Here is a 21503-nt window from a genome sequence, read left to right as displayed (position 1 = left end):
CGGTGTCGTGCCTGCACGCTACAGCGCGTCCGTCTCTCTCCGGCGTGGGGACGCGCACGAACGTCGGGCCTACGGTGAGTCGGGCGAGGCAGGGGTGAAATCGCCGTGCAGCGTGGCGTCCTCGCCGGTCGGGCTCGCTGCCGCGGAGGCGCTGTACGTATCGCCTCCCGCGTCCCGCGCACCCTCGCCGTGATTGTACTGGCCTGCGAAGACGTGCTGTCCCGCAGGGACCGTACGGCCCGGCTTGAGTGTCCAGCGGAAGACGAGGGCGTCGTTCTCCTCGCGTACGGAGACGGTGAAGTCGTCGACCGGGAGCGAGCGCCAGCTGCCGGTGTCCGTGACGCCGCCTGTCTGGGTGACGCGCAGTTCGACCGTGAGCGCTTCGAGCGGTTCACTGGTCTTCAGCCTGACGTTGCTCTGTGCCCAGAAGCGATTGCTGTGCGGGTCCACCACGCCCTCACCCCGCAGGTAGGCGTCCTCCGCCGCATGGTCCGCACCGTTCGCCGGTGGCGGAGTCGGAGTCGGGGTCGTGGGTGGCGGCGTCGCGGTCGAGTGCGTGGGTTTCGTGTCTCGGGTGGCGGACGCCACCGCGTAACCACCCGCCACCAGCACCCCGGCCACGGCGGCCGTCGCGCCCGTGATGCGCAGCCAGGACGCCGGGGACCCGGTGCGACCGCCCGCCGCCCCGGCCGTCGGCGGTGTCATGCCGCGCTCCACCCGCGCCAGCATCCGCGCGCGGTCGGGCCGGTGCGCGGCGGCCGCTTCGCGCAACTGTCTGCGCAGCTCGTCCATCAGCGCCTCTCTCCCACGAGTTCCGCGGTGGCATTGCTGTCCAGCAGCTTTTCCAGCTGCGCCACGCCCTTCGACGTCTGGCTCTTCACCGTACCGACCGAGATTCCGAGGGCGAGGGCCGTGTCCCGCTCGGAGAGGTCGAAGGCGTGGCGCAGTACCACGCAGGCTCGTTTACGGAACGGCAGTGTGCGCAGCGCCTGTTGGACGTCGACGACCGCCGGTACGTCCGGGCCGTCCGCGTGCTCGGCGCGGTGCGGCCAGAAGAGCGCGACCCGGCGGCGTTCCCGTACGGCGCTGCGGATGCGGCTGCGCGCCAGATTGGCGACGACACCGCGTGCGTACGCCGCGGGGTGGTCGGCGGCCCGTACCCGGTCCCAGCGGTGCCAGAGGGCGACCAGCGCGTCGGCCGCCAGATCGTCGGCGGCGTCCGCGTCCCCCGTGAGGAGGTGGGCGAGGCGGGCAAGACCGGCGTGGTGGCGCTCGAAGAAGTCGTGGAACTCCGCGGCGGCGTCCGGCGGGACTGTGCCCACGGCTGGCCTCCTCCCCTTGCCCGGCGTAGGTGTCCCGCGCCATTTGTATATTGGCCTGCTTAATAGTGCGCCTGTTCCTCTGGTCCGGGAACGCGGCGTCACGTAATTTGTTCGGCGTACGACCAAAATGGTGCCGGAGAACGGCAGCCGCCACCCTGCCTCGCCTGATCCCCGCAAGGAACCACTGTGAAGTTCACCGACGGCTTCTGGCTCATGCGCGAAGGCGTGCACGCCTCGTACGCCACCGAAGTCCGCGATCTGCATGTCAGTTCCGACCACATCACCGCGTACGCCGCCGTCAGACGCGTCGAGCACCGCGGCGCCACCCTCAACACCCCGCTCATCACGGTCGAGTGCTTCTCACCGGCCGAGGGCGTCATCGGCGTACGCGCGACCCATCACGCCGGAAAGGCGCACCACGGGCCCGAGTTCGAGCTGTCCGGCGCGGACGGCGGACCGGCTGCCACCACCCGGCGGGACGGCACGGTCACCGAGCTGACCAGCGGGCCGCTGACGCTGCGGTTCGACACGGAGCAGGGCTGGGGGCCGGTCTTCCTCGACGGGGAAGGGCGCAGGCTCACCGCCGTCGAGAGCAAGGGGACCGCCTTCGCGACCACCCCGGACGGGGGGCACCACATGGTCGCCCAACTCGCCCTGGGCATCGGCGAGAACATCTACGGGCTCGGTGAGCGTTTCACTCCGTTCCTGCGGAATGGCCAGAGCCTCGATCTCTGGCAGGCGGACGGGGGGACGAGCAGCGAACAGGCGTACAAGAACGTCCCGTTCTATCTCTCCTCGCGCGGTTACGGCGTCTTCGTCAATCATCCGGGGAAAGTCTCCTTCGAGATCGGCTCGGAGTCGGTCGGGCAGGTGCAGTTCAGCGTCGAGGACCAGTCCTTGGAGTACTACGTCGTCGCCGGGCCCACGCCGAAGGATGTTCTGACTCGCTACACCGCTCTGACCGGGCGGCCGGCGCTGCCGCCCGCCTGGTCGTTCGGACTGTGGCTGACTACTTCCTTCTGTACGGCTTACGACGAGGAAACCGTCACCTCTTTCGTCGACGGAATGGCCAAGCGTGAGATTCCGCTGTCCGTCTTCCACTTCGACTGTTTCTGGATGCGCGAGTACCAGTGGTCTGACTTCCGGTGGGACCCCGATGTCTTCCCGGACCCGGACGGCATGCTGGCCAGGCTCAAGGAGCGGGGCCTGCGGATCAGCATGTGGATCAACCCGTACATCGCGCAGAAGTCGGCACTGTTCGCGGAGGGGGCGGCGGCCGGCCATCTCGTGCGGCGGCCCAACGGCGACATCTGGCAGTGGGATCTGTGGCAGCCGGGGATGGCGCTGGTGGACTTCACCAGTCCGGCGGCGCGCGAGTGGTACGCGAGCAAGCTGCGGGTGCTCCTCGACCAGGGGGTGGACTGCTTCAAGACGGACTTCGGCGAGCGCGTGCCGACGGATGTGGTGTGGCACGACGGCTCCGACCCGGAGCGGATGCACAACTACTACACGCACCTGTACAACCGGACGGTCTTCGAGCTGTTGGAGAAGGAGCGCGGGGGTGGTGAGGCGGTGCTGTTCGCGCGGTCGGCGACCGCGGGCGGGCAGCAGTTCCCGGTGCACTGGGGGGGTGACTGTTTCGCGTCGTTCAAGGCGATGGCGGAGTCGCTGCGCGGCGGTCTGTCGCTGAGCCTGTCGGGGTTCGGCTTCTGGAGCCATGACATCGGCGGGTTCGAGGGGACGCCGGACCCCGATGTCTTCAAGCGGTGGCTCGCCTTTGGGCTGCTGTCGTCGCACAGCAGGCTGCACGGCAATGTCTCGTACCGGGTGCCGTGGGCGTTCGGCGAGGAAGCGGCGGATGTGGCACGGCGGTTCACGCTGCTCAAGCACCGGCTGATGCCGTATCTGTACGGGGCGGCCGTCGAGGCACACCGGACGGGTGTGCCGGTGATGCGGCCGATGCTGCTGGAGTTCCCGGACGATCCGGCGTGCCGAGTCCTGGACCGGCAGTACATGCTCGGCCCGGATCTGCTGGTCGCGCCGGTCTTCAGCGCGGACGGTGAAGTGGAGTATTACGTGCCGGCTGGTACGTGGACGCATCTGCTGAGCGGTGAGGTGGTGACGGGGCCGGCGTGGCGGCGGGAGACGTACGGCTTCGACAGCCTGCCACTGTTCGTGCGCCCGGGCGCGGTGCTACCGCTGGGCGCGGACGACCAGCGGCCGGACGGGGAGTGGCTGGAGGGGCTGGCTCTGCGGGTTTACGAGCCGTCGGCGCTGGTGGAGGGCGGGGTGACGGTGCCGGATCGGGTGGGGGCGGATGCGGCGGTGTTCCGGGTCGTCCGCGAGGGGGACTGCGTCCGGGTTACGGCGGAGGGGTCGGCGCGGCCGTTCCGCGTTGAGTGGGGGGACGTTGCCGCAGAGGGGGCGGGCGAGGTGGTGCTGAGGGTGGGGTGAGGGGGCCGAGGGGGCGGTGCGGTGCGCGGGTGCGGGTGCCTGCGGCGCTTTCCCCTACCCGGCCCTTCCCGATGTTCCAAAGTACGTGTTCTACGGGGAGCCCCGTCCGATGCCTGGCCGAACGGGGCGTCTTGCTCTCCGCGAGGGGCTACGCGCCCCGCTCCAGTTCTCCAGGCATGGGGCCGGGGGCGAGTTCCGCCGCGTGGTCCGGGCATGCGTAGAGGGTCGTTCCGGGGCCGCTGTTGCTCTGAATCCAGCGGACGGGGACCGGGGCGTTGGTCAGCTTGTTGCACTTGATGCAGAGCGCCACGTTCACTGCGGGCAGTTCGTTGGTGAGTGCTTCGCGGGTCATGCGGTCACCCCCGCAGCGGCGACGAACGCTGACCGGGGGAAGGGGGCACCCTCGTACGTGTACGGGTAGTCCACGCCGAGCGTTGCGAGTGCGGCAGCTCGGCGACGCTCGCCGATGATGCCGAGTTCCATCGTGGTTTCCGCGAGGACATAGGGGCGGGTGAGTTCCACGTCTTCACCCCGCAGCGGTGCGTACAGGGCTCGGATGTGCTCGGGGGTCGGCGTGGGCCACGGCTTCGACCACGGGTTGACGGGGGCGGGCTCGGCAGTCGGCTCGGGCTGGTCGGTGAGGAATGCGGCGGAGTGGCGTCCGGGCCGGCGAGGGGCAAGGACGGAGAGGACCCAGGAAAGGGCACGGGCGATAACATCGCGCATAGGTCGTTCAGCTCCTACAAGCTGTCTCGGCTTAGCCCCGGCGAACCGGTCCTACGCGGTTTGTCGGGGCGTTTTCATGCCTGACGCTAGGGCAACCGGTATAGGCCCGTCTATCTATGTTCAACCCTGTCTAGGTGTGTGCTGAGTATTGGCTGGTTGTCTACGCTTCAGCCCATGGCAGCGCACGAAATCGATCATCGGGCACCCGAACCGCCCTTCCGGCAGATTGCCGCCGACCTGACGCAGGACATCGAGCGCGGAGAGCTGCCCCCCGGCAGTCCGGTCCCGTCTGAGAAAGAGCTGGTGGAGCGGTACGGCGTCGCGCGCAATACGGTGCGGTCCGCCCTCGCCGTGCTGCGAGACAACGGGCTCGTCTACACCGTGCCGAGCCGTGGAACGTACGTCCATGAACACAAGGGCGAGAACGAGCGTCAGAACGACGGATAGCCCCGCCCATGCGCCACGGGGGCAGCACATGAACGGGGCCAGGGCCGACGGGCCGGGTTGTCTTGCTCGCCGTCGCCCAGCGAGCCGGGATCTACTCGGCGCGGGTCACCCGGGCTTGATCGGTGAAGTCGCGGCGGAACAGGTCGTGTCCGGTGCGTCCGGTATGCCGCAGTGCCCAGTCTTGAGCGTTGTCGGGGTCGTCCTTGCGGCCGGAGCTCTCACCGCACCCGCTCGCCATGCAGAACACTTGGGCGGTGATGCCACTGTCTGGCACACGAATGATGGTGTGGGCCACGTAGCTCATGACGGTGCGGCTCATCCGAACGCCTCAGCGGGGAGTGTCGGTCCTTCTGCGCTGCGGGGCGCCGTCCGGCTCAGCGCCAGAGCCTCCAGCAGCTTTACCGCGTCGCGGAGTTGCAGGGCTCCGAACTGAACGTAAGCCCGCCCCGTGGCGGTCACGAGGGGGCGCACTTTGCCCGCTTCGTCGTCCGAGATCCCTGCCCGCGTGAGCGCGGAGCGCAGCAGCGTCGTAAGGTGCTCGGCATCGGCGCGGGCGCTCTTGTACTGCTCCATGGGAATCACGCCTGCACCCTCCGCTTCGCGTGGGGGTGCAGGCGGATCTCGACATTCACGTCTGAGACCTTGGACATGTCCCCCACTGCGCGCGCTTCGTCGCGCTCGTCGGCCAAAGCACCGCACACGTCGCACCCCGGCTGCGGGGGAGGGTCCGTGTCGAGTCTCAGCGGCAGCTCAACGGGCGGCCTGGGGTACGTCAGCGGCTTGGTCACGGTGTGCCCCCTTGCATGGTCTGGATGACGACCACGCTAGGCATCCAGCCTCCAACGACAGTGGCGTGATTCTCCGTGATTCTCACGCGCCCAATGCATGCTGCGCACGAACGATGACCCTGTGCGCTTCGGGGCCGTAGACGGCGCTACGCTCCAGCGCTTCCCACGCGCGGGAGTGCAACGCCACGTCCTCGGGATCGTCCAACCACATCTCGGCGTGCCACGCCTCAGTGATCACAAGCCGATCGTCGTGGATGGAGAACCCGACTCCGGCGGGAAGCTGCATGTCCGCGTCGAAGGGCACGATGCCGACCCGGACGTACCCCGCTCCGAGTCGGCCCACAATGCGCTCAAGCTGCGCCGAAAGAACCGGGGGTGTGCAGGGGCGCGCGCGTAGTGCGCCTTCCCAGATGAGGAAGTGGAAAGCGCGGCTCTGGTCGCTGAGGATGTCTTGTCGCCCCATACGTGCCTGTACGGCAGCTTCAAGGTCACGCGGGGCAGTGTGGATGGCTGCGTAACGGGAGAGGACCGCGCGGGCGTAGTCAGCGGTCTGCAACAGTCCGGGAATCAGCGTGGGGTCGAAGCTACGGCGTTTGTGGGTCTGCCGCGCCTGCATCCAGTGCGCCTCTTGAACGGCGCGGTAGCCGCCGGCGAGCTGCCGACGCCATGAGCGGTACTGCGTCTCAAGGCCACGCAGCCGCCCCACCAGTTCCGCTGTGCACTCCGGGTGCCCGGTTCCGTCCGCCCATGCGCTGAGATCGGCGGTGGTGGGGGTCTGCTTGCCGTTCTCCAGCTTGCTGACCTTCGATTGGGTCCAGCCCAACCGGGCGGCGAGTGCACGCCCGGTCAGCCCGCCCTCGGTGCGCAGCTCACGCAGCCGCACGCCAAGGGAGATCCGGGCTTGCTGGTAGTCGGTGCTCACTCAGTGGACGGTACCTGAGCCGTGAATTCCCGGTACGGCGTCGCGTAGTGCCATGCGGCGTCCCGCACCTGGCAGGCTCGCAGGACTTCGGCAGGGTCGGTGATCAGCTCCATGCCGATGGTGCGCTCACCGTCGAAGTGGAAGCGTGCCACGGTGCGGGAGTCGAACAGCCAGAACTCTGATGACAGGTCCAGGTGGTGCCGTTCGGCGTCCTCGCGCCACAGGCAGCGGATGTCTTCCCCGGCGGCGACGTTCGTGCGCGCGCAGGCCAACAGGTACCGCTGCCCGGTGGTCGGCGGAGTGTCCACGATCCGTACTCGCTCGAAGCGCTTCCCCGCGGCGACCATGCGCCGGACGTTCTCGAACCAGGGGTGTCCGGCCTCTCCGGCGGTGTCCCCGGTGCGCAGGAATTCCTGGTACGACGGCATCGCCTGATCGGACGCGTACCCCATCTGAGTCTCCAGCCGCCAGGCGGTGTGCTCGAAACCGTCGTTGATGAACTCGTTGATCTTCTTCTGAGGAACGAACTCCGGCACGTGCACGGCCTCCTTGGGAGCGAAGTTCACCAGCAGCTCACGCGGGACAACCACGAACGCCTCACTGTCCTTGACGTATCGAAGCTGGCTCACATCGTCGGGGTCGGTCACGGCGTCACCCTGCACGAGGACTTCCCCGGTTGCTACGTCCTCGTACAGCGTCGGACAGTCCCCGACTCCGGACGTACTCCCCAGCACCCTCAGTCGTCTCGCCATGACCGTTCCCCTCTCTGTCGGACACAACAGGCACAGCATGAGGTAGGGATTCGCCAACCACCAGGCGTGATTCTCAAATATTCGCTTGTCGGCGGCATCAAGAAAGCCCCCGCACCCACCGCCCCGAGGGGTGGCGAGCACGGGGGCTCTGTGATGTGGTCAGCCGTTCAGTACGCCAGTCAAGCGCGCCGCAGCCTTGCCGCCGAACAGCGCTATACCGCAGTAGAAGTCGATGCGCGTCCGGTAGACGGGTTTGTCGTGTGCCTCACCCAAGTCGGTTGCCTGAACTCCTCCGTTGGCCAAGCCGGTTACACCTGCGTCGGCTTCGGATGAGCCGTAGCGAACGGCGTAGATATCGCCGGTTATCTTGCCGTCCGCTCCAGTCGTAAGCGGCAGTACGTCCGTGCCGTCGAGCCTCTGTCCGGCATCCAGCAGCGGAACCCCATTCCACGAGGTGGCGCGTTTTCCGGCAATTTCGCTGGTCAAGAGTTCTCCGCCGCCGAGCCGACGGAAGCCGGAAATGACCTTGGCGAGGATCGCACTGTTCATGTATAGAGCGCCGTTCGCTCCTGTGATCCCGCGCACCTGAGCAGTCAGCGCGTCCAGGGCATCGAAAAAGTCGTATCCGTCGGCAATAGGTCCGACACCATTGGCGTCCACCACCTGACTTCCCATGAGGCGCTTTCGCAGCCCATCGAACCCCTTCGGGTTCACGGCAACGTCACCGTTGGAGACCAACACATTCCCCGACGTGGTGACCTGCGATGCTGCGACCATGCCCCGACCACTCCAGAAGTGTCAGTCTGGAACATCGGGGCTTCCCGAAACTGGGGCGCTGCCCCAGACCCCGCTCCTCAATCGCCGGAGGGGCTCCATAAGAGCCCGTCCGGCGATTGAGGACACGCCCGAAGGGCGTCTGTGTTGTCCGGGGGCTGGGGGAAGCCCGCCGCAGGCGTCAGGGTGTGAAAGTCAGCTCCGCCAGGCGGACCGGGCCTCGTAGTTCGGCCCGGATGTCCTGGACGCCGGACACGCCGATCGCCGCGCTCAGCACCTCGTAGGCGTACCGACCCCCCGTCGCCGGTACCTCGATCGCCGCCAACGGCGTGCCGTCCGCCAGGGTCAGGGTCACAGCGCCCGGCGCCGTCGCCGAGACCGTGACCGACACGGACGCCGCACCCGCCGCGCCGAAGTCGCAGTCGCGGAAGGACAGTTCCCCCCGCTCCCCCGCCACCGGCGTCACCGCATCGCCCGCCACCTTCGACCGGTCCACGATCTGCGTGCCGCGCTGCTCGTCGTAGTCCACCGCCGCGATGCCCTCCGCCAGGACCGGGCGCGGCGTCGGCGCCTCGCCGTCGATCCGTACGGTCGCGGTGCCGCGGATGTCCGTACTCGAAGCGCCGGCCAGGAATTCGTAACGACCGGGATCGACCGTCCAGCGGCCGTGCGCCACGTCCCAGAAGCCGAGCGCGGAGGCGACATGGACCTCGAACTCCAGCCGCCGCACGGCGCCGGGCGCGAGGTGGACGCGGCGGTGGCCCACGAGTTCGCGCAGCGGGCGCGGGACGCGAGCGTCCAGTGCCCGCACGTACAGCTGCGCGACCTCGTCCGCCGCTACGGCGCCCGTGTTCGTCACGGTGAGGGCGACTCGTACCGCATCCGCTTCGACGGTGGCGGACACGTCCTCGTACGCGAAGGAGGAGTACGACAGGCCGTGACCGAACGGGAAGAGCGGTGTGCCTTCGTAGTACAGGTACGTCTGGCGGCTGCCGATGATGTCGTAGTCGAGCAGCCCCGGCAGGTCGGAATCGGCGGCGTACCACGTCTGCGGCAGCCGCCCCGCGGGCGAGACATCACCGGCAAGGACTCTCGCCAGGGCCGTGCCCGCCGCCTGGCCGCCGTGCGCCGTCCACAGCAGCGCCGAAAGCCCGGTGGCGGCTTCCGGGACGGCGTACGGGTACGACGAGACGAGCACCAGCGCGGTGCGCGGATTCGCGGCGCGGGCGGCGCGCCACAGCCGGTCCTGGTGGTCCGGAAGGGCCAGAGTCGTACGGTCCTCGGTCTCGCGGCCGTTGATGTGCGGGTCGTTGCCCCCGACCACGATCACCACATCCGCGGTCGCCGCCACGCGGGCCACCGCCTCCTCGCCGCGCTCCACGAACTCGACGGAAAAAATCTCACCCTCCGCGGCAACCTTCACGCCGTCGGCGGCGACAGAGACGTAACCACCCGTCGCCATGTGCTTGAGGAGATGCCCGCTGCCATGAGGTTCGAGACGGAAGGTCTCCTGGACGAACCAGCCGCCCGGCTGGTCGGCGGAGGCCCGTACGAAGCCGTCGTCGGCCACCGAGAGGTACCGGGCGTCCGGCGCGCGCAGGGTCAGGACTCCGTCTCCCCAGTCGGTCAGGGCGAATTCGGTGCCTCCGACGCCGACCGTCAGCGGCGGGAGGTCGGTGCGGCCCGCCAGCAGCGCCGGGTCCAGCGCCCCCTCCGCTCCCCGCGCCTCGGCGGGCGCATCGCTGTCCGGAACGTGCAGGGCCCCGGCCGCGCAGCGCAGCCGTACCCGGTCCGCGCCTTCCGCGTACGTCACCCTGTCGTGGCCGAACCGTTCCCGCACTCCGTCGAGCGGCGTGGAGCTGTGCATCAAGGTGCCGCTGTACCAGTCGAGTTTGCACTCGTCGGCGAGTGGTCCGACGACGGCGATGCGCGGCTCGGCGGTCGGGTCGAGAGGCAGCAGGCCGTCGTTCTTCAGCAGGACCACCGCCTGTTCGGCGGCTTCTTGAGCGAGTTGGCGGTGGGCGGGGGTGTCGAAGTCCGTCACCTGCGCGTGCGGATCGAGGTCCGGGTCGAACTCGCCCAGGATGAGGCGTACATACAGCTGCCGCAGGACGGCCGTGTCGATATCGGACTCGTCGATCAGGCCCTGGTCGAGCGCGGCGCGTACCCGGGCCACGGTCGTCGATCCGTCCGTGCCGAGGTCGGTGAAGCTGTCGACGCCCGCCAGCAGTGCCGCGGCCGTCGCTTCCTCGTGGGTGTCGAAGTAGTGCTGCGAATCGGCGAGGTTGCTGGGTGCGCCGGCGTCCGAGCAGACGAACAGGTGCTGTTCGGTCCAGGTGCGCAAGTGCTCGCGCAGATACGGCGAGAGGTGGTTGGGGCGGCCGTTGACCAGGTTGTACGCGGGCATCACCCCGGCGACCGCACCCGCCTCGACGGCAGCCCGGAAGGCGCGCAGATCGTACTCGTGCAGCACGCGCGGCCTGACGGAGGCGGACGAAGTGTCCCGGTCGGTCTCGTTGTTGTGGGCGAGCCAGTGCTTGAGTACGGGCGCTGTTCGCCAGTAGTGCGGGTGGTCGCCGCGCAGGCCCCGGGTGTACGCGACGGCGATGGCGGAGGTGAGTGCAACGTCCTCGGAGTAGCCCTCCTCGCCGCGGCCCCACAGCGGGTTGCGGAGCAGGTTGACCGTGGGCGCCCAGACGTTGAGGCCGATGCGGTCGTCGTGCGCGCGCATGGCGCGCGCTTCGCGGGAGACGGCTTCGCCGACCCGGCGCACCAGGTCCTCGTTCCAGCTCGCGCCGAGCCCGACGGCCTGCGGGAAGACGGTCGCGGGGCCCATCCATGCCACCCCGTGCAGAGCCTCCTGTCCGGTGCGGAAGGCCGGGAGGTCCAGCCGGTCCACGGCGGGCGCGAACTGGTGGAGCATCGCGATCCGTTCGTCGATCGTCAGCCGGCCCAGCAGATCCTCCGCCCGCTTACCGAAGGGCAGGTCCGGGTCCCGGAAGGCAGGCGGCTGGTGGGCGGACAGGTCTGCAGTCACGTGCGGTTCCCCTCGGTCATGGGCCAGTGGACTTTCGAAGCGCTTCGATGCTCTTGCTCACAGAGCTCGGGTGTCAAGACGCTTCACCACCACGCCGTCACGCATTCCGCCCACCGCTCAGCACCACCACCCCGCCCGTAACATCCGAGGAATCTTGGCTTCGACTCTTGTGCGGTCAGAAGCGTTCACTTAACCTCGCAGCAACATCGAAGCGCTTCGACGATGAGGGCGGACCAGCAGTGGTTTCATCTCCTCATCCCCCGCTTCAGCCAAGCCAGTTACGCCAGTTCCACTTCAGAAACCGCAGCCGACCGGCGGGCCTCCGCCGGGTGTCCAGGCGCGCCATGAAGGGTTGACGCAATGACGCCGAACTCCCCCTCCACCCCGAGCCGGAGAAGCTTCCTCGCCTCCACGGCGGTCGCCGCCGTCGCGGTGGCCGGTGGATCGCCGCTGCTCGCCGCGTGCGGCGGGCCCGCGCAGGGCGGCGGCAAGGAAGGTGCGACCGGGGGCAAGGCGCTCAAAGCCATCCTCCCGAAGTACGTACCCGCGAACCTGGTCAGCCCGGACATCCCGAGCGTCAACGGCTCCAGCGCCGGCTTCACCAAGCTGCCCGACCCGCTGGTCACTTCGGTCAAGGGGACGCCCGGCAAGGGCGGCACCTTCAAGGCCATGACCCCCATCTGGGGGACCGTGCCGAAGAAGGACAACGCCTACTACACGGCCGTCAACAAGGCGCTGGGCGCCACCGTCGTTTTCGACCCGCAGGACGGCAACACCTACCAGGAGAAAATCGGCGCCGTACTCGCCGGATCCGACATCGCCGACATCGTCACCATCCCCGGCTGGAACTTCCAGGGTCAGATCCGCAACGCGATCGTCAGCAAGTTCGCCGACCTGGGTCCGTATCTCTCCGGCGACAAGGTCGAGAAGTACCCGAACCTCGCCAACATCCCCACCGGGGCATGGCAGATGTCGGTCTTCGGCGGCAAGCTGCGCGGACTGCCGATGCCCTCGCCCATCATCGGCAACGCGATCTTCTACCGGAAGGATCTCCTCGACGGGCTCGGTGCGACGCTGCCCACCAGCGCCGATGAACTGCTCGCCTTCGGCAAGGAGTACACCGACGCCAAGAAGAAGGTGTGGGCCTTCGACGATCTGTGGGTCTGCATCCAGAAGATCTTCGGCGTGCTTCCCGACGCTCCGCACTACTGGCAGCTCGACGGCGACAAGCTCGTGCACAAGATTGAGACCGCCGAGTACCGGGAAGCGCTCGCCTTCGCCCGCAAGCTGCACGACGCCGGGGTGGTCCACCCCGACGCCGAGGCCAACAAGGACGCCGACGCCAAGATCCGGTTCACCAGCGGCGGTGTGCTGATGTACAACGACGGCACCGGCGCCTGGCAGGGCATGGTCTCGGAACAGGCCAAGGCCAACCCGAAGTTCGACATGCGGGCGCTCGACCTCTTCAGCTCCGACGGCGGGAAGCCGGTCCTCTACCAGGACCCGCCGGCCGGGATCTTCTCCTTCATCAACAAGAACCTGCCGAAGGCGAAGATCGAGGAGCTGCTGGCCCTCGTCGACTACGCGGCCGCGCCGTACGGCACCAAGGAGTTCCAGCTCATCAACTTCGGCGTCGAGGGGACCCACTATGAGATGAAGAAAGGTGTCCCGGTCCGCACCGACCGGGGTGTCCAGGAGGCTCAGCCCTCCACCTACCTGTTCTTCGCCTCCCCGCCGAGCGTCATCGCCTACCCCGACTTCCCGGAGGTGGCAAAGGAGTACGCGGGCTGGATGGCACGCCAGGCCCCGCACATCAAGAAGCCCCTCTTCTTCGGCATGCAGATCGTCGAGCCGCAGCGTTACGCCTCCCTCTACACCCCCTTCGACGACTTCCAGAAAGACATCCGGCGCGGCCGCAAGAAGGTCAGCGACGTGGAAGAGGCCCTGAACACCTGGAAGAAGAGCGGTGGCGACGAACTGCGCAAGTGGTACGCCGACATCCTGGCGAAGCAGGGCTCCGGCCAGTGAGAAGCAAGACCGCCGCCCCCACCGGCGGCATCACCCGCCGCCAGAGATTTCTGCGCGACCGGACCCTGCTCCTGATGACCGTGCCGGCCATCGTGCTGCTGCTCGTCTTCAACTATGTGCCGCTGCTCGGCAACGTCGTCGCGTTCCAGGAGTACGACCCCTACGGCGCGGGCATCACCGGCAGCCCGTTCGTGGGGACGTACAACTTCGAACGGCTCTTCCTGGACAACCGGTTCTGGGACGTCCTGGTGAACACGCTGGTCATCTTCTTCACCCAGCTGGTTCTCTTCTTCCCGATCCCCATCGCCCTCGCCCTGCTGCTCAACAGCGTGCTCAGCGACCGTCTCAGGGCATGGGTGCAGGGCATCATCTATCTCCCGCACTTCTTCTCCTGGGTCCTGGTCGTCACCGTCTTCCAGCAGATGCTGGGCGGCGCCGGGCTGATCGCACAGCAGTTGCGACAGCGCGGCATCGAGGGTTTCGACCTGATGACCGACCCGGAGTTCTTCAAGTTCCTGCTCACCGCCCAGTCGGTGTGGAAGGACGCCGGGTGGGGAGTGATCGTCTTCCTCGCCGCGCTCGCCGCCGTCAACAGTGAGCTGTACGAAGCCGCTGCCGTGGACGGCGCCGGGCGCTGGCGCCGCATGTGGCACATCACGCTGCCCGCGCTGCGGCCGGTCATCGCCCTGCTGCTGGTGCTGCGCGTCGGCAGCGCGCTCAACCTCGACTTCGAGCAGATCCTGCTCCAGCGCGATCAGGTCGGCGCCGGTGCGGCGGAGGTGCTGGACACCTACATCTGGTGGACGGGCGTCAAGACCGGTGACTTCGGCTACGCGACCGCCGCCGGAATCTTCAAGGGCGTGTTCAGCGTGCTCATGGTGCTGCTGGCCAACAAGGTCGCTCACCTGCTGGGTGAGCAGGGGGTGTACTCGAAGCGATGACCGCCGTACTCGTGGATCCGCAGGGCAAGGTGGAAACCCCGCTCCAGAGAATCGACCGCACCGGCCGGCGCCCGGTGTGGGAGGAGGAGCCGACCAGGATCGGGCAGGGCCTGAAGGGGCTGTCCCTCGTCGCCATCTGCCTGGTCGTGCTCGGGCCGCTGTGGGTCGTCCTCGTCACCAGCCTCTCGGACAACAAGACCATCACGGAGGCCGGGGGTCTGGTGATCTGGCCGGGGACGATCACCTTCGAGGCGTACGAGGCGCTGCTGAGCGGTGGCGCGGTGACGCGCGCGGCGCTGGTCAGCGTCGGGCTCACGGTGGTCGGCACCGTCTTCAGCATGGCCGTGTCCGTGCTGTGCGCGTACGGGCTGTCGCGGGTGGGGTCTTTCGGGCACCGGCCGCTGCTGATGATGCTGATGGTCACGATGTTCTTCGGTGCCGGGCTCATCCCGACGTATCTGCTCGTCACCGGAATCGGCCTGCAGGACAGCTACTGGTCGATGATCCTGCCGAGCGCGATCAGCGTCTTCAACATCCTGGTGCTGCGCGCCTTCTTCATGGGGACCGCTCCCGAGCTGATCGAGAGCGCCCGCATCGACGGCGCCGGGGAGTGGCGCATCCTGTTCACCATCGTCATGCCGCTGTCCCGCGCGGTCGTGGCGGTGATCTCGCTCTTCTACGCCGTCGGGTACTGGAGCCAGTGGTTCAACGCCATGCTCTACATCCAGGACAGCGCAAAGTATCCACTCCAGATGATCCTTCGTCAGCTCGTGCTCCAGCACCAGGTTCCGCCGGGCGCGATGGGTCAGGCGGTCAGCAGTGGAGCGCTCAGCAGCCTCGCGGTGCAGATGGCCGTGATGGTCCTGGCGCTGATCCCCGTCGCGGCGATGTCGCCGTTCGTGCAGAAGCATTTCCAGAAGGGCATGCTGATCGGCGCCGTCAAGGGCTGACCTCCGGCTCTTCCCTCAATCCCCCGTCGTATCCGGCCGTACCTGTCCGGCCGGGTACGACGGGCTCCAGACCTTCGCATCTCCCTTCCCCACCCCCACCAGGAAGCGATGGATGTCATGACCACGCCTATCCCCAGCAGAAGAGTCATGCTCGCCGGAGCAGCCGGAGCGGCCGCTCTCTCCGCCCTCCCGGCCGTGCACAGCCCGGCGCGCGCCGCAGCCGAGGCCGCCGCCGCCCAGCCCTACCGCTGGCGCAACGTCTTCATCGGCGGCACCGGCTTCATCACCGGCGTACTGTTCCACCCGGCCGTACGCGGGCTGGCGTACGCCCGGACGGACATCGGCGGCGCGTACCGCTGGGACGACAGGACCGCGTCCTGGATCCCGCTCACCGACCACCTCGGCTGGGACGACTGGAACCTGCTCGGCGTCGAGGCCATGGCCGTCGACCCGGCCCGCCCCGAGCGGCTGTACCTCGCCCTCGGTACGTACGCCCAGCCCTGGGCCGGGAACGGCGCCGTGCTCCGCTCCACCGACCGGGGCGCGACCTGGCGGCGTAGCGACCTCACGGTGAAGCTCGGCGCCAACGAGGACGGCCGCGGCACCGGCGAGCGGCTTCTCGTGGATCCGCGCGACAGCAACACGCTCTGGCTCGGCACCCGTCACGACGGCCTGCTGAAGTCCGCCGACGGGGGCGCGAGCTGGTCCCCCTCGCCCTTCCCCGCCCAGCCCTCGGCCACCGGCCAGGGCATCACTTTCCTCGCTGCCGCGGGCCGTGTCGTGTACGCGGGGTGGGGCGACGGCGGAACGGCGCTGCTGCGCAGCACCACGGCCTCGGGATGGGAGCCCGTACCCGGTCAGCCGGCCGGCGAATCGGCCAAGGTGCCCATCCACGCCGCGTACGACGCCCGTACCCGCGCGCTGTACGTCAGCTACGCCAACACGCCGGGCCCCAACAACCAGACCGCCGGCTCCGTCCACCGCCTGGACACCGTGACCGGCACGTGGACCGACGTGACCCCGGAGAAGGGCGCCTTCGGCTACGGCGGCCTGTCCGTCGACGCGTCGCGCGGCGGCACGGTGGTGGTGTCCACCAACAACCGCTGGTCGGCGGTCGACACCCTGTTCCGCTCCACCGACGCGGGACGAAGCTGGACCTCCCTCAAGGACACCGCCGTACTCGACGTCACCGAGACGCCCTACCTCAAGTGGGGCGAGGCGCAACCGAAGTTCGGCTGGTGGATACAGACCCTCGCCATCGATCCGTACGACTCGAAACACATCGTGTACGGCACGGGAGCCACCCTCTACGGCACCCGCGACCTGGTCCGGTGGGCCCCGCAGATCCGTGGCCTGGAGGAGGCCGCCGTCCGTCAGCTGATCTCGCCGCCGTCCGGTACGGCCCATCTGATCAGCGGGCTCGGGGACATCGGCGTGATGTACCACGAGCAGCTGACGGCCTCCCCGCCGTCGGGCATGGCGTCGAACCCGGTCATGGGATCAGCCACCGGACTCGCCCAGGCCGCGCTCGTGCCGTCGTTCGTCGTACGGGCGGGCTGGGGCGACCACGGCAACGGCTCGTACTCGAACGACGGCGGCCGGACCTGGGCGCCCTTCGCGGCCCAGCCGTCGCTCGCCAACAGCGCGCCCGGCCCGATCGCGACGAGCGCGAACGGCAAGACGCTCCTCTGGTCCTTCGTCCACTGGGACGGGACCAGGCACCCTGCCCACCGTTCCACCGACAACGGAGCCACCTGGGCCGAGGTGCCCTCCTTCCCGAAGGGCGCCACGCCGGTGGCCGACCCGGTCGATCCGGCGCGCTTCTACGCGTACGACACCGCTGCGGGAACGCTGTACGCCAGCACGGACGGTGGCCTTTCCTTCGTCGCGCGGGCGACCGGACTCCCCTCCGGGGACGCCCAGTTCAAGATCGCCGCGGCTCCCGGCCGGACCGGTGACCTGTGGCTCTCGGCCAAGTCGAACGGCCTCTACCGCTCCACCGACGGAGGCACCGGCTTCACCAAGATCACCAGCTGCTGGGCCTCGCACACCCTCGGCTTCGGCCGGGCGGCCACGACCGGCGGCTACCCGGCGATCTTCCACACCGGCGCCACCGAAGGATTCGTCGGCGTATACCGCTCCGACGACGAGGCGCGCAGCTGGGTGCGGATCAACGACGACAGCCACCAGTGGGGCTGGACCGGCGAAGCCATCACGGGCGACCCCCGCATCCACGGCCGCGTCTACCTCGGTACCAACGGCCGCGGCATCCAGTACGGAGACCCCGCCTGATGCCCTCCCTCGACGACTCCACCCGCGGCCGGATCCTCTTCGGCGGCGACTACAACCCCGAGCAGTGGCCCGAGGAGACCTGGCAGGAGGACGTACGGCTGATGAAGCGGGCCGGCGTCAACTCGGTCACGCTCGGCGTCTTCTCCTGGGCGACGATCGAACCGCGTCCAGGCGCCCGTGAGTTCGGGTGGCTCGACCGGCTCATGGACTTGATGCACGCGAACGGCATCGGTGTCGTGCTGGCCACGCCGACCTCTTCGCCGCCGCCGTGGATGGGTTCGCGCCACCCCGAGACGCTGCCGCGCGACGAGCAGGGCCAGACCGTGTGGTGGGGTTCGCGCCAGCAGTTCTGCGCGAGTTCACCGACGTACCGCGCGTACGCGGCCGCCATCACCGAGGACCTGGCGGCGCGGTACGCCGGCCATCCGGCCCTCACCATGTGGCACATCAACAACGAGTACTGCACGCACTGCTGGTGCGACGAGACCGCACGCCACTTCCGGCGCTGGCTGCGGACGAAGTACGGCGCCCTCGATGCGCTCAATGAGGCGTGGGGCACGGCCTTCTGGAGCCAGCGCTACGACGCCTGGGAGGAGATCATCCCGCCGCGCCGGGCGCAGTACATGCGCAATCCCGCCCACACGCTCGACTTCAAGCGCTTCACGTCCGACGCGCTGATGGAGTGCTACATCGCCGAGCGCGACATCGTCGCCCGGCACACCCCGCACATCCCGGTCACCACCAACTTCATGCCGCTGTGGTCGGGGCAGGACGCCTGGCGGTGGGCGGAGCAGGAGGATGTTGTCTCCGTCGACATCTATCCGGACCCGAAGGACCCGCTCGGCGGCCAGTACAACGCGATGCTCGGCGACATGACCCGTTCCCAGGCGCGCGGGCCCTGGGTAGTGATGGAGCAGGCGGCGGGCGCGGTCAACTGGCGTGGCGTCAACCACCCGAAGCCGCCGGGACTGAACCGCCTGTGGTCGCTCCAGTCCGTCGCCCATGGCGCGGACGCCGTCTGCTATTTCCAGTGGCGGCAGTCCCGGCAGGGCGCCGAGAAGTTCCACTCCGGCATGCTCACCCACGCCGGGGAGGACGGCCGTACCTTCAAGGAGACGAGTCGCATCGGCTCCGAACTCGCGCGCCTGAGCCCTCATGTGGCGGGCAGCCGGATCAGCGCGGACATCGCCGTACTGCACGACTGGGGCTCCTGGTGGGCCGGGCAGCAGGACGGCAGGCTCTCCACGCAGCTCGACTACACCGAGGTCGTACGCGCCTGGCACCGCGCCCTGTGGGAGTCCGGGCGTACGACGGACTTCGCCCACCCCGAGCACGACCTGACCGGATACCGCCTGGTCGTCGTCCCGCACCTCTACCTGCTCACGGACGCGGCGATCGACAACCTTCTGTCGTACGTACGGGGCGGGGGCACCCTGGTCTGCGGCTTCCTGACGGGCGTGGCCGACGAGGACGACCGGGTGCGCGCCGGTGGCATGGACGCCCGGCTGCGCGAGCTGCTCGGTATCGGCACCGTCCATGAGTGGTGGCCGCTCGACGCCGACGAGAGTGTGGAGTGCGAGGGCTTCCTCGGCACGCTGTGGTCGGAGGAATTCGAGCCGGCGGGCGGCGAGGTCGTGGCGGCGTACAGGGGGGGCGAACTCGACGGTCTCCCGGCCGTCGTCCGCAACGGCCGGGCCTGGTACGTCTCGACGCTCCCCGAGTCCGACGCGCTGCGTGCCCTGCTCGGCCGGATCGCGGACGACGCGGGGGCCGCGCCTGTGCTGGCCGGCCTGCCGGGCGGAGTCGAGGCCGTACGCCGGGGCGAGCTGCTCTTCCTGCTCAACCACAGCCGGGAGGCGGTCACGGTGCAGGTGCCCGGCTCCCACCAGGAGCTGCTGACCGGCGAGCGGGTGAGCGCCGGACTGACCCTGGAGCGATACGGCGTCGCCGTCCTGAGCCGGACAACCCCGTGAACCAAGCCCGTAATTCACGCACGAAAGGACCCACCATGGCACGACGCACCCTTCCAACCTGGCTCCCCACGGCCGCCTTCGCCGCGCTGACACTGTTCGCCGCCACCCCCGCGCACGCGGCGGCCTGGTCCTCCTCGGACCGCTGGGTACGTACTCCATCTCCGACGGCTACACCCTCTACCTTTGATCTCGCCCAGTGCTCCGCCCTTTAGGGCGGATGGTGAAGGGCGTCCTTGGCCCGGAGGCGCGAAGCGCCGGGGTTCGCTGCGTCTCCAGGCCGGAGAGGTTCATGCCGGGCGTTGCTGGTTGTCGATGTACTGGCGTACGTCGGTCAGTGGTGCGCCGCCGCAGGAGCCTGCGAAGTAGGAGCCGGACCAGAAGTGTCCGCCCCACAGGTAGCGGCGTACGTGCGTGTCGTACTCCTTGCGCAGGTACCGCGAGGAGACACCTTTGAGGCTGTTGACCAGTTTGGAGAGCTGGACCTTGGGCGGGTAGTGCACGAGCAGATGGACGTGATCCTCCTCGCCGTTGAACTCCTTGAGCTCAGCCTCGAAGTCCGCACAAACCTCTCGCATGATCTCTTCGCACCTGGTCAGCATGACGTCTGTGAACGCTCCGCGCCGGTACTTGGTGACGAAAACCAAGTGGACGTGAAGGTTATAGACAAGGTGGCGGCCCGAACGCACGTCCGGGTTGGGATTCCATCGTGGTGACATAAACCAAACGATAGAGTGATCGCGTGAGCGCAGAACTCGTCCTGGAGAAGCGGCAGTTAGGGCACCGCGCCCGGCTGGCGCTGGACCCCGGGCTCGGGGCAACGAGACCATCGGCGATGTGCAGTTCGGTTACGAGATCACCTCGTCGTCCGGTGGCCTCGACTTCCGCACCAACTCGTTCTCGGTTGCGAGTCGCTGAGGTGCAGTCAGCTTGCCGGGTCCCCGGTCACGGCCGGGGGCCCGTGCTTTCGCGCACGGTGAGTTCGGGTGCCAGCAGGACGACCTCGTCGGAGCCGCGCCCCTCGATCTTGGCGACCACCTGCTCGACCGCGTACCGCCCCATCTCCTGCGCGGGGACAGCGACCGCTGTGAGCGGCACCGAGGCGTGGGCGGCGACCTGGTCCGGGCAGATGGCCATCACCGAGACGTCCTCGGGCACGGCCAGGCGCTGCTGGCGCAGCAGGGCGAGCAGCGGATCGGTGGCCGCCTCGTTCTGTACGACAAAGGCTGTGGTGCCGGGGCGCTCCTCCTGGATCCGGGCGAGGGTCGCGGCGACGGCGGCGTAACTGCCCTCGCAGGGGCGGTGCAGCAGCCGCACACCGAGTTCACGGCCCCGCTCGCGCAGTCCGGCGAGCGTGCGCTCGGCGAAGCCGGTGTGCCTCTCGTAGACCGCGGGGGCCTCGCCGATGACCGCGATCTCGCGGTGACCGAGCCCGGCCAGATGCTCTACGCACAGGGCGCCCGCCGCCTCGAAGTCGAGGTCGACACAGCTGACCCGGGAGGGGTCGGCCGGCAGCCCGATGAGAACCGCGGGCCGGCCGGTCTCGCGCAGCAGCGGCAGACGGTCGTCGTGCAGCTCGACGTCCATGAGGATCATCGCGTCGGCCAGAGCGCTGCCCTCGATCCGGCGCACGGTGGCCGGGCCTTCCTCGCCGGTGAGCAGCAGGACGTCGTATCCATGGGTGCGCGCGGTGGTGGCGACCGCGATGGCGATCTCCATCATCACCGGTACGTACATGTCGGTGCGCAGCGGCACCATCAGCGCGATGATGTTGGACTTGCTGCTGGCCAGGGCGCGGGCGCCCGCGTTCGGGTGGTAGCCGAGCTGGTCGATGCTGCGCTCGACCCGCTCGCGGGTCGACAGGGAAATGGACCGCTTGCCGCTGAGGACGTAGCTCACCGTGCTGGCGGAAACTCCGGCATGCTGAGCGACATCGGCGAGGGTGACCATTCGGCTCTCCAAGGCTGACGAGGTGAAGCGCTTCAACGTGGCGGGGCGCCTAGAGCCTAGATTGAGAGCTGCCACGTGTCCATAGGCGCGTCGAAGCGCTTCGACGACCGCCACGACGCGTGACGGTGCGGATGTGGCCGGATGTGGTCG

At 68.6% G+C, this 21503-nt stretch carries 20 protein-coding genes; 7 read left to right on the top strand and 13 right to left on the bottom strand.

Annotated elements, in window-relative coordinates:
• Positions 1 to 69 precede the first annotated feature (69 nt).
• Together J7E96_RS15145 and J7E96_RS15140 are read right to left on the bottom strand one after the other, a co-directional pair.
• Positions 70 to 792 (bottom strand): hypothetical protein, encoded by a 723-nt coding sequence (locus tag J7E96_RS15145; protein WP_215131508.1) that lies wholly within the window; start codon positions 790 to 792, stop codon positions 70 to 72.
• A complete protein-coding gene (locus tag J7E96_RS15140; protein ID WP_215131506.1) occupies positions 792 to 1322 on the bottom strand; it encodes a SigE family RNA polymerase sigma factor in 531 nt (176 codons plus the stop codon). The genes J7E96_RS15145 and J7E96_RS15140 overlap by 1 nt, the downstream gene beginning before the upstream one ends.
• Before the next feature lie 186 nt (positions 1323 to 1508).
• Between J7E96_RS15140 and yicI the strand changes: the two genes are divergently transcribed.
• Positions 1509 to 3776 (top strand): alpha-xylosidase, encoded by a 2268-nt coding sequence (yicI, locus tag J7E96_RS15135; protein ID WP_215131504.1) that lies wholly within the window; start codon positions 1509 to 1511, stop codon positions 3774 to 3776.
• A gap of 148 nt (positions 3777 to 3924) precedes the next feature.
• On the opposite strand, the gene J7E96_RS15130 is transcribed toward yicI, so the two are convergent.
• Entirely contained in the window at positions 3925 to 4128 is a 204-nt protein-coding gene (locus J7E96_RS15130) for a hypothetical protein (RefSeq protein ID WP_215131502.1), read from the bottom strand.
• Complete coding sequence (locus tag J7E96_RS15125) at positions 4125 to 4502, bottom strand: hypothetical protein (protein WP_215131500.1); 378 nt, start codon at positions 4500 to 4502, stop codon at positions 4125 to 4127. Before J7E96_RS15125 ends, J7E96_RS15130 begins: the two co-directional genes overlap by 4 nt.
• 174 nt (positions 4503 to 4676) lie before the next feature.
• Here J7E96_RS15125 and J7E96_RS15120 point away from each other — a divergent pair, with 174 nt between their 5' ends.
• Positions 4677 to 4949, top strand: a complete 273-nt coding sequence (locus tag J7E96_RS15120; protein ID WP_215131498.1) for a GntR family transcriptional regulator — start codon at positions 4677 to 4679, stop codon at positions 4947 to 4949.
• Between the two features lie 91 nt (positions 4950 to 5040).
• On the opposite strand, the gene J7E96_RS15115 is transcribed toward J7E96_RS15120, so the two are convergent.
• From J7E96_RS15115 to J7E96_RS15085, 7 genes are all read right to left on the bottom strand, one after another.
• Entirely contained in the window at positions 5041 to 5268 is a 228-nt protein-coding gene (locus J7E96_RS15115) for a hypothetical protein (RefSeq protein ID WP_215131496.1), read from the bottom strand.
• Entirely contained in the window at positions 5265 to 5531 is a 267-nt protein-coding gene (locus tag J7E96_RS15110; protein WP_215131494.1) for a hypothetical protein, read from the bottom strand. The genes J7E96_RS15115 and J7E96_RS15110 overlap by 4 nt, the downstream gene beginning before the upstream one ends.
• On the bottom strand, positions 5528 to 5737 hold the full coding sequence (locus J7E96_RS15105) for a hypothetical protein (RefSeq protein ID WP_215131492.1): 210 nt from the start codon (positions 5735 to 5737) through the stop codon (positions 5528 to 5530). Before J7E96_RS15105 ends, J7E96_RS15110 begins: the two co-directional genes overlap by 4 nt.
• An 82-nt stretch (positions 5738 to 5819) precedes the next feature.
• Entirely contained in the window at positions 5820 to 6659 is an 840-nt protein-coding gene (locus tag J7E96_RS15100; RefSeq protein WP_215131490.1) for a helix-turn-helix transcriptional regulator, read from the bottom strand.
• The gene (locus tag J7E96_RS15095; RefSeq protein WP_215131488.1) at positions 6656 to 7411 is read right to left on the bottom strand and encodes a DUF6879 family protein; all 756 of its coding nucleotides are present in this window, start codon (positions 7409 to 7411) and stop codon (positions 6656 to 6658) included. The genes J7E96_RS15100 and J7E96_RS15095 overlap by 4 nt, the downstream gene beginning before the upstream one ends.
• Before the next feature lie 159 nt (positions 7412 to 7570).
• Positions 7571 to 8188, bottom strand: a complete 618-nt coding sequence (locus J7E96_RS15090; RefSeq protein ID WP_215131486.1) for a major capsid protein — start codon at positions 8186 to 8188, stop codon at positions 7571 to 7573.
• A gap of 178 nt (positions 8189 to 8366) precedes the next feature.
• Entirely contained in the window at positions 8367 to 11210 is a 2844-nt protein-coding gene (locus J7E96_RS15085) for a glycoside hydrolase family 3 C-terminal domain-containing protein (protein ID WP_215131734.1), read from the bottom strand.
• A 372-nt stretch (positions 11211 to 11582) separates the two neighbouring features.
• Here J7E96_RS15085 and J7E96_RS15080 point away from each other — a divergent pair, with 372 nt between their 5' ends.
• The 5 genes from J7E96_RS15080 to J7E96_RS15060 all read left to right on the top strand — a co-directional run bounded on the left by J7E96_RS15080 (position 11583) and on the right by J7E96_RS15060 (position 19406).
• Entirely contained in the window at positions 11583 to 13250 is a 1668-nt protein-coding gene (locus J7E96_RS15080) for an extracellular solute-binding protein (protein ID WP_215131484.1), read from the top strand.
• Complete coding sequence (locus tag J7E96_RS15075; RefSeq protein ID WP_308295968.1) at positions 13247 to 14191, top strand: ABC transporter permease subunit; 945 nt, start codon at positions 13247 to 13249, stop codon at positions 14189 to 14191. The genes J7E96_RS15080 and J7E96_RS15075 overlap by 4 nt, the downstream gene beginning before the upstream one ends.
• On the top strand, positions 14188 to 15141 hold the full coding sequence (locus J7E96_RS15070) for a carbohydrate ABC transporter permease (RefSeq protein WP_215131482.1): 954 nt from the start codon (positions 14188 to 14190) through the stop codon (positions 15139 to 15141). Before J7E96_RS15075 ends, J7E96_RS15070 begins: the two co-directional genes overlap by 4 nt.
• 117 nt (positions 15142 to 15258) lie before the next feature.
• Positions 15259 to 17433 carry a sialidase family protein gene (locus J7E96_RS15065; protein WP_215131480.1) on the top strand — a complete coding sequence of 725 codons (2175 nt, stop codon included), beginning with the start codon at positions 15259 to 15261 and terminating at the stop codon, positions 17431 to 17433.
• The gene (locus tag J7E96_RS15060) at positions 17433 to 19406 is read left to right on the top strand and encodes a beta-galactosidase (RefSeq protein ID WP_215131478.1); all 1974 of its coding nucleotides are present in this window, start codon (positions 17433 to 17435) and stop codon (positions 19404 to 19406) included. The genes J7E96_RS15065 and J7E96_RS15060 overlap by 1 nt, the downstream gene beginning before the upstream one ends.
• 287 nt (positions 19407 to 19693) lie before the next feature.
• Here the strand turns inward: J7E96_RS15060 and tnpA are convergent, their stop codons facing one another.
• Entirely contained in the window at positions 19694 to 20122 is a 429-nt protein-coding gene (gene tnpA, locus J7E96_RS15055) for an IS200/IS605 family transposase (protein ID WP_215131477.1), read from the bottom strand.
• A 226-nt stretch (positions 20123 to 20348) separates the two neighbouring features.
• Entirely contained in the window at positions 20349 to 21353 is a 1005-nt protein-coding gene (locus J7E96_RS15050; RefSeq protein ID WP_215131475.1) for a LacI family DNA-binding transcriptional regulator, read from the bottom strand.
• Positions 21354 to 21503: the final 150 nt, after the last annotated feature.

Origin of the sequence: Streptomyces sp. ISL-96 (genome assembly GCF_018614035.1) — a bacterium.
Taxonomy (GTDB): domain Bacteria; phylum Actinomycetota; class Actinomycetes; order Streptomycetales; family Streptomycetaceae; genus Streptomyces.
The sequence above is the reverse complement of the archived record's forward strand: the minus strand, read 5'-3'. Positions and strand labels throughout refer to the sequence as shown.

Bases quoted from the DNA above. Each gene is read 5' to 3' on its own strand.
- J7E96_RS15115 (WP_215131496.1), bottom strand. From the start codon at position 5,268: ATGAGCCGCACCGTCATGAGCTACGTGGCCCACACCATCATTCGTGTG.
- J7E96_RS15065 (WP_215131480.1), top strand. From the start codon at position 15,259: ATGACCACGCCTATCCCCAGCAGAAGAGTCATGCTCGCCGGAGCAGCC.
- tnpA (WP_215131477.1), bottom strand. From the start codon at position 20,122: ATGTCACCACGATGGAATCCCAACCCGGACGTGCGTTCGGGCCGCCAC.
- J7E96_RS15060 (WP_215131478.1), top strand. From the start codon at position 17,433: ATGCCCTCCCTCGACGACTCCACCCGCGGCCGGATCCTCTTCGGCGGC.
- J7E96_RS15050 (WP_215131475.1), bottom strand. From the start codon at position 21,353: ATGGTCACCCTCGCCGATGTCGCTCAGCATGCCGGAGTTTCCGCCAGC.
- J7E96_RS15095 (WP_215131488.1), bottom strand. From the start codon at position 7,411: ATGGCGAGACGACTGAGGGTGCTGGGGAGTACGTCCGGAGTCGGGGAC.
- J7E96_RS15080 (WP_215131484.1), top strand. From the start codon at position 11,583: ATGACGCCGAACTCCCCCTCCACCCCGAGCCGGAGAAGCTTCCTCGCC.
- J7E96_RS15130 (WP_215131502.1), bottom strand. From the start codon at position 4,128: ATGACCCGCGAAGCACTCACCAACGAACTGCCCGCAGTGAACGTGGCG.
- J7E96_RS15125 (WP_215131500.1), bottom strand. From the start codon at position 4,502: ATGCGCGATGTTATCGCCCGTGCCCTTTCCTGGGTCCTCTCCGTCCTT.
- J7E96_RS15145 (WP_215131508.1), bottom strand. From the start codon at position 792: ATGGACGAGCTGCGCAGACAGTTGCGCGAAGCGGCCGCCGCGCACCGG.
- J7E96_RS15090 (WP_215131486.1), bottom strand. From the start codon at position 8,188: ATGGTCGCAGCATCGCAGGTCACCACGTCGGGGAATGTGTTGGTCTCC.
- J7E96_RS15070 (WP_215131482.1), top strand. From the start codon at position 14,188: ATGACCGCCGTACTCGTGGATCCGCAGGGCAAGGTGGAAACCCCGCTC.
- J7E96_RS15120 (WP_215131498.1), top strand. From the start codon at position 4,677: ATGGCAGCGCACGAAATCGATCATCGGGCACCCGAACCGCCCTTCCGG.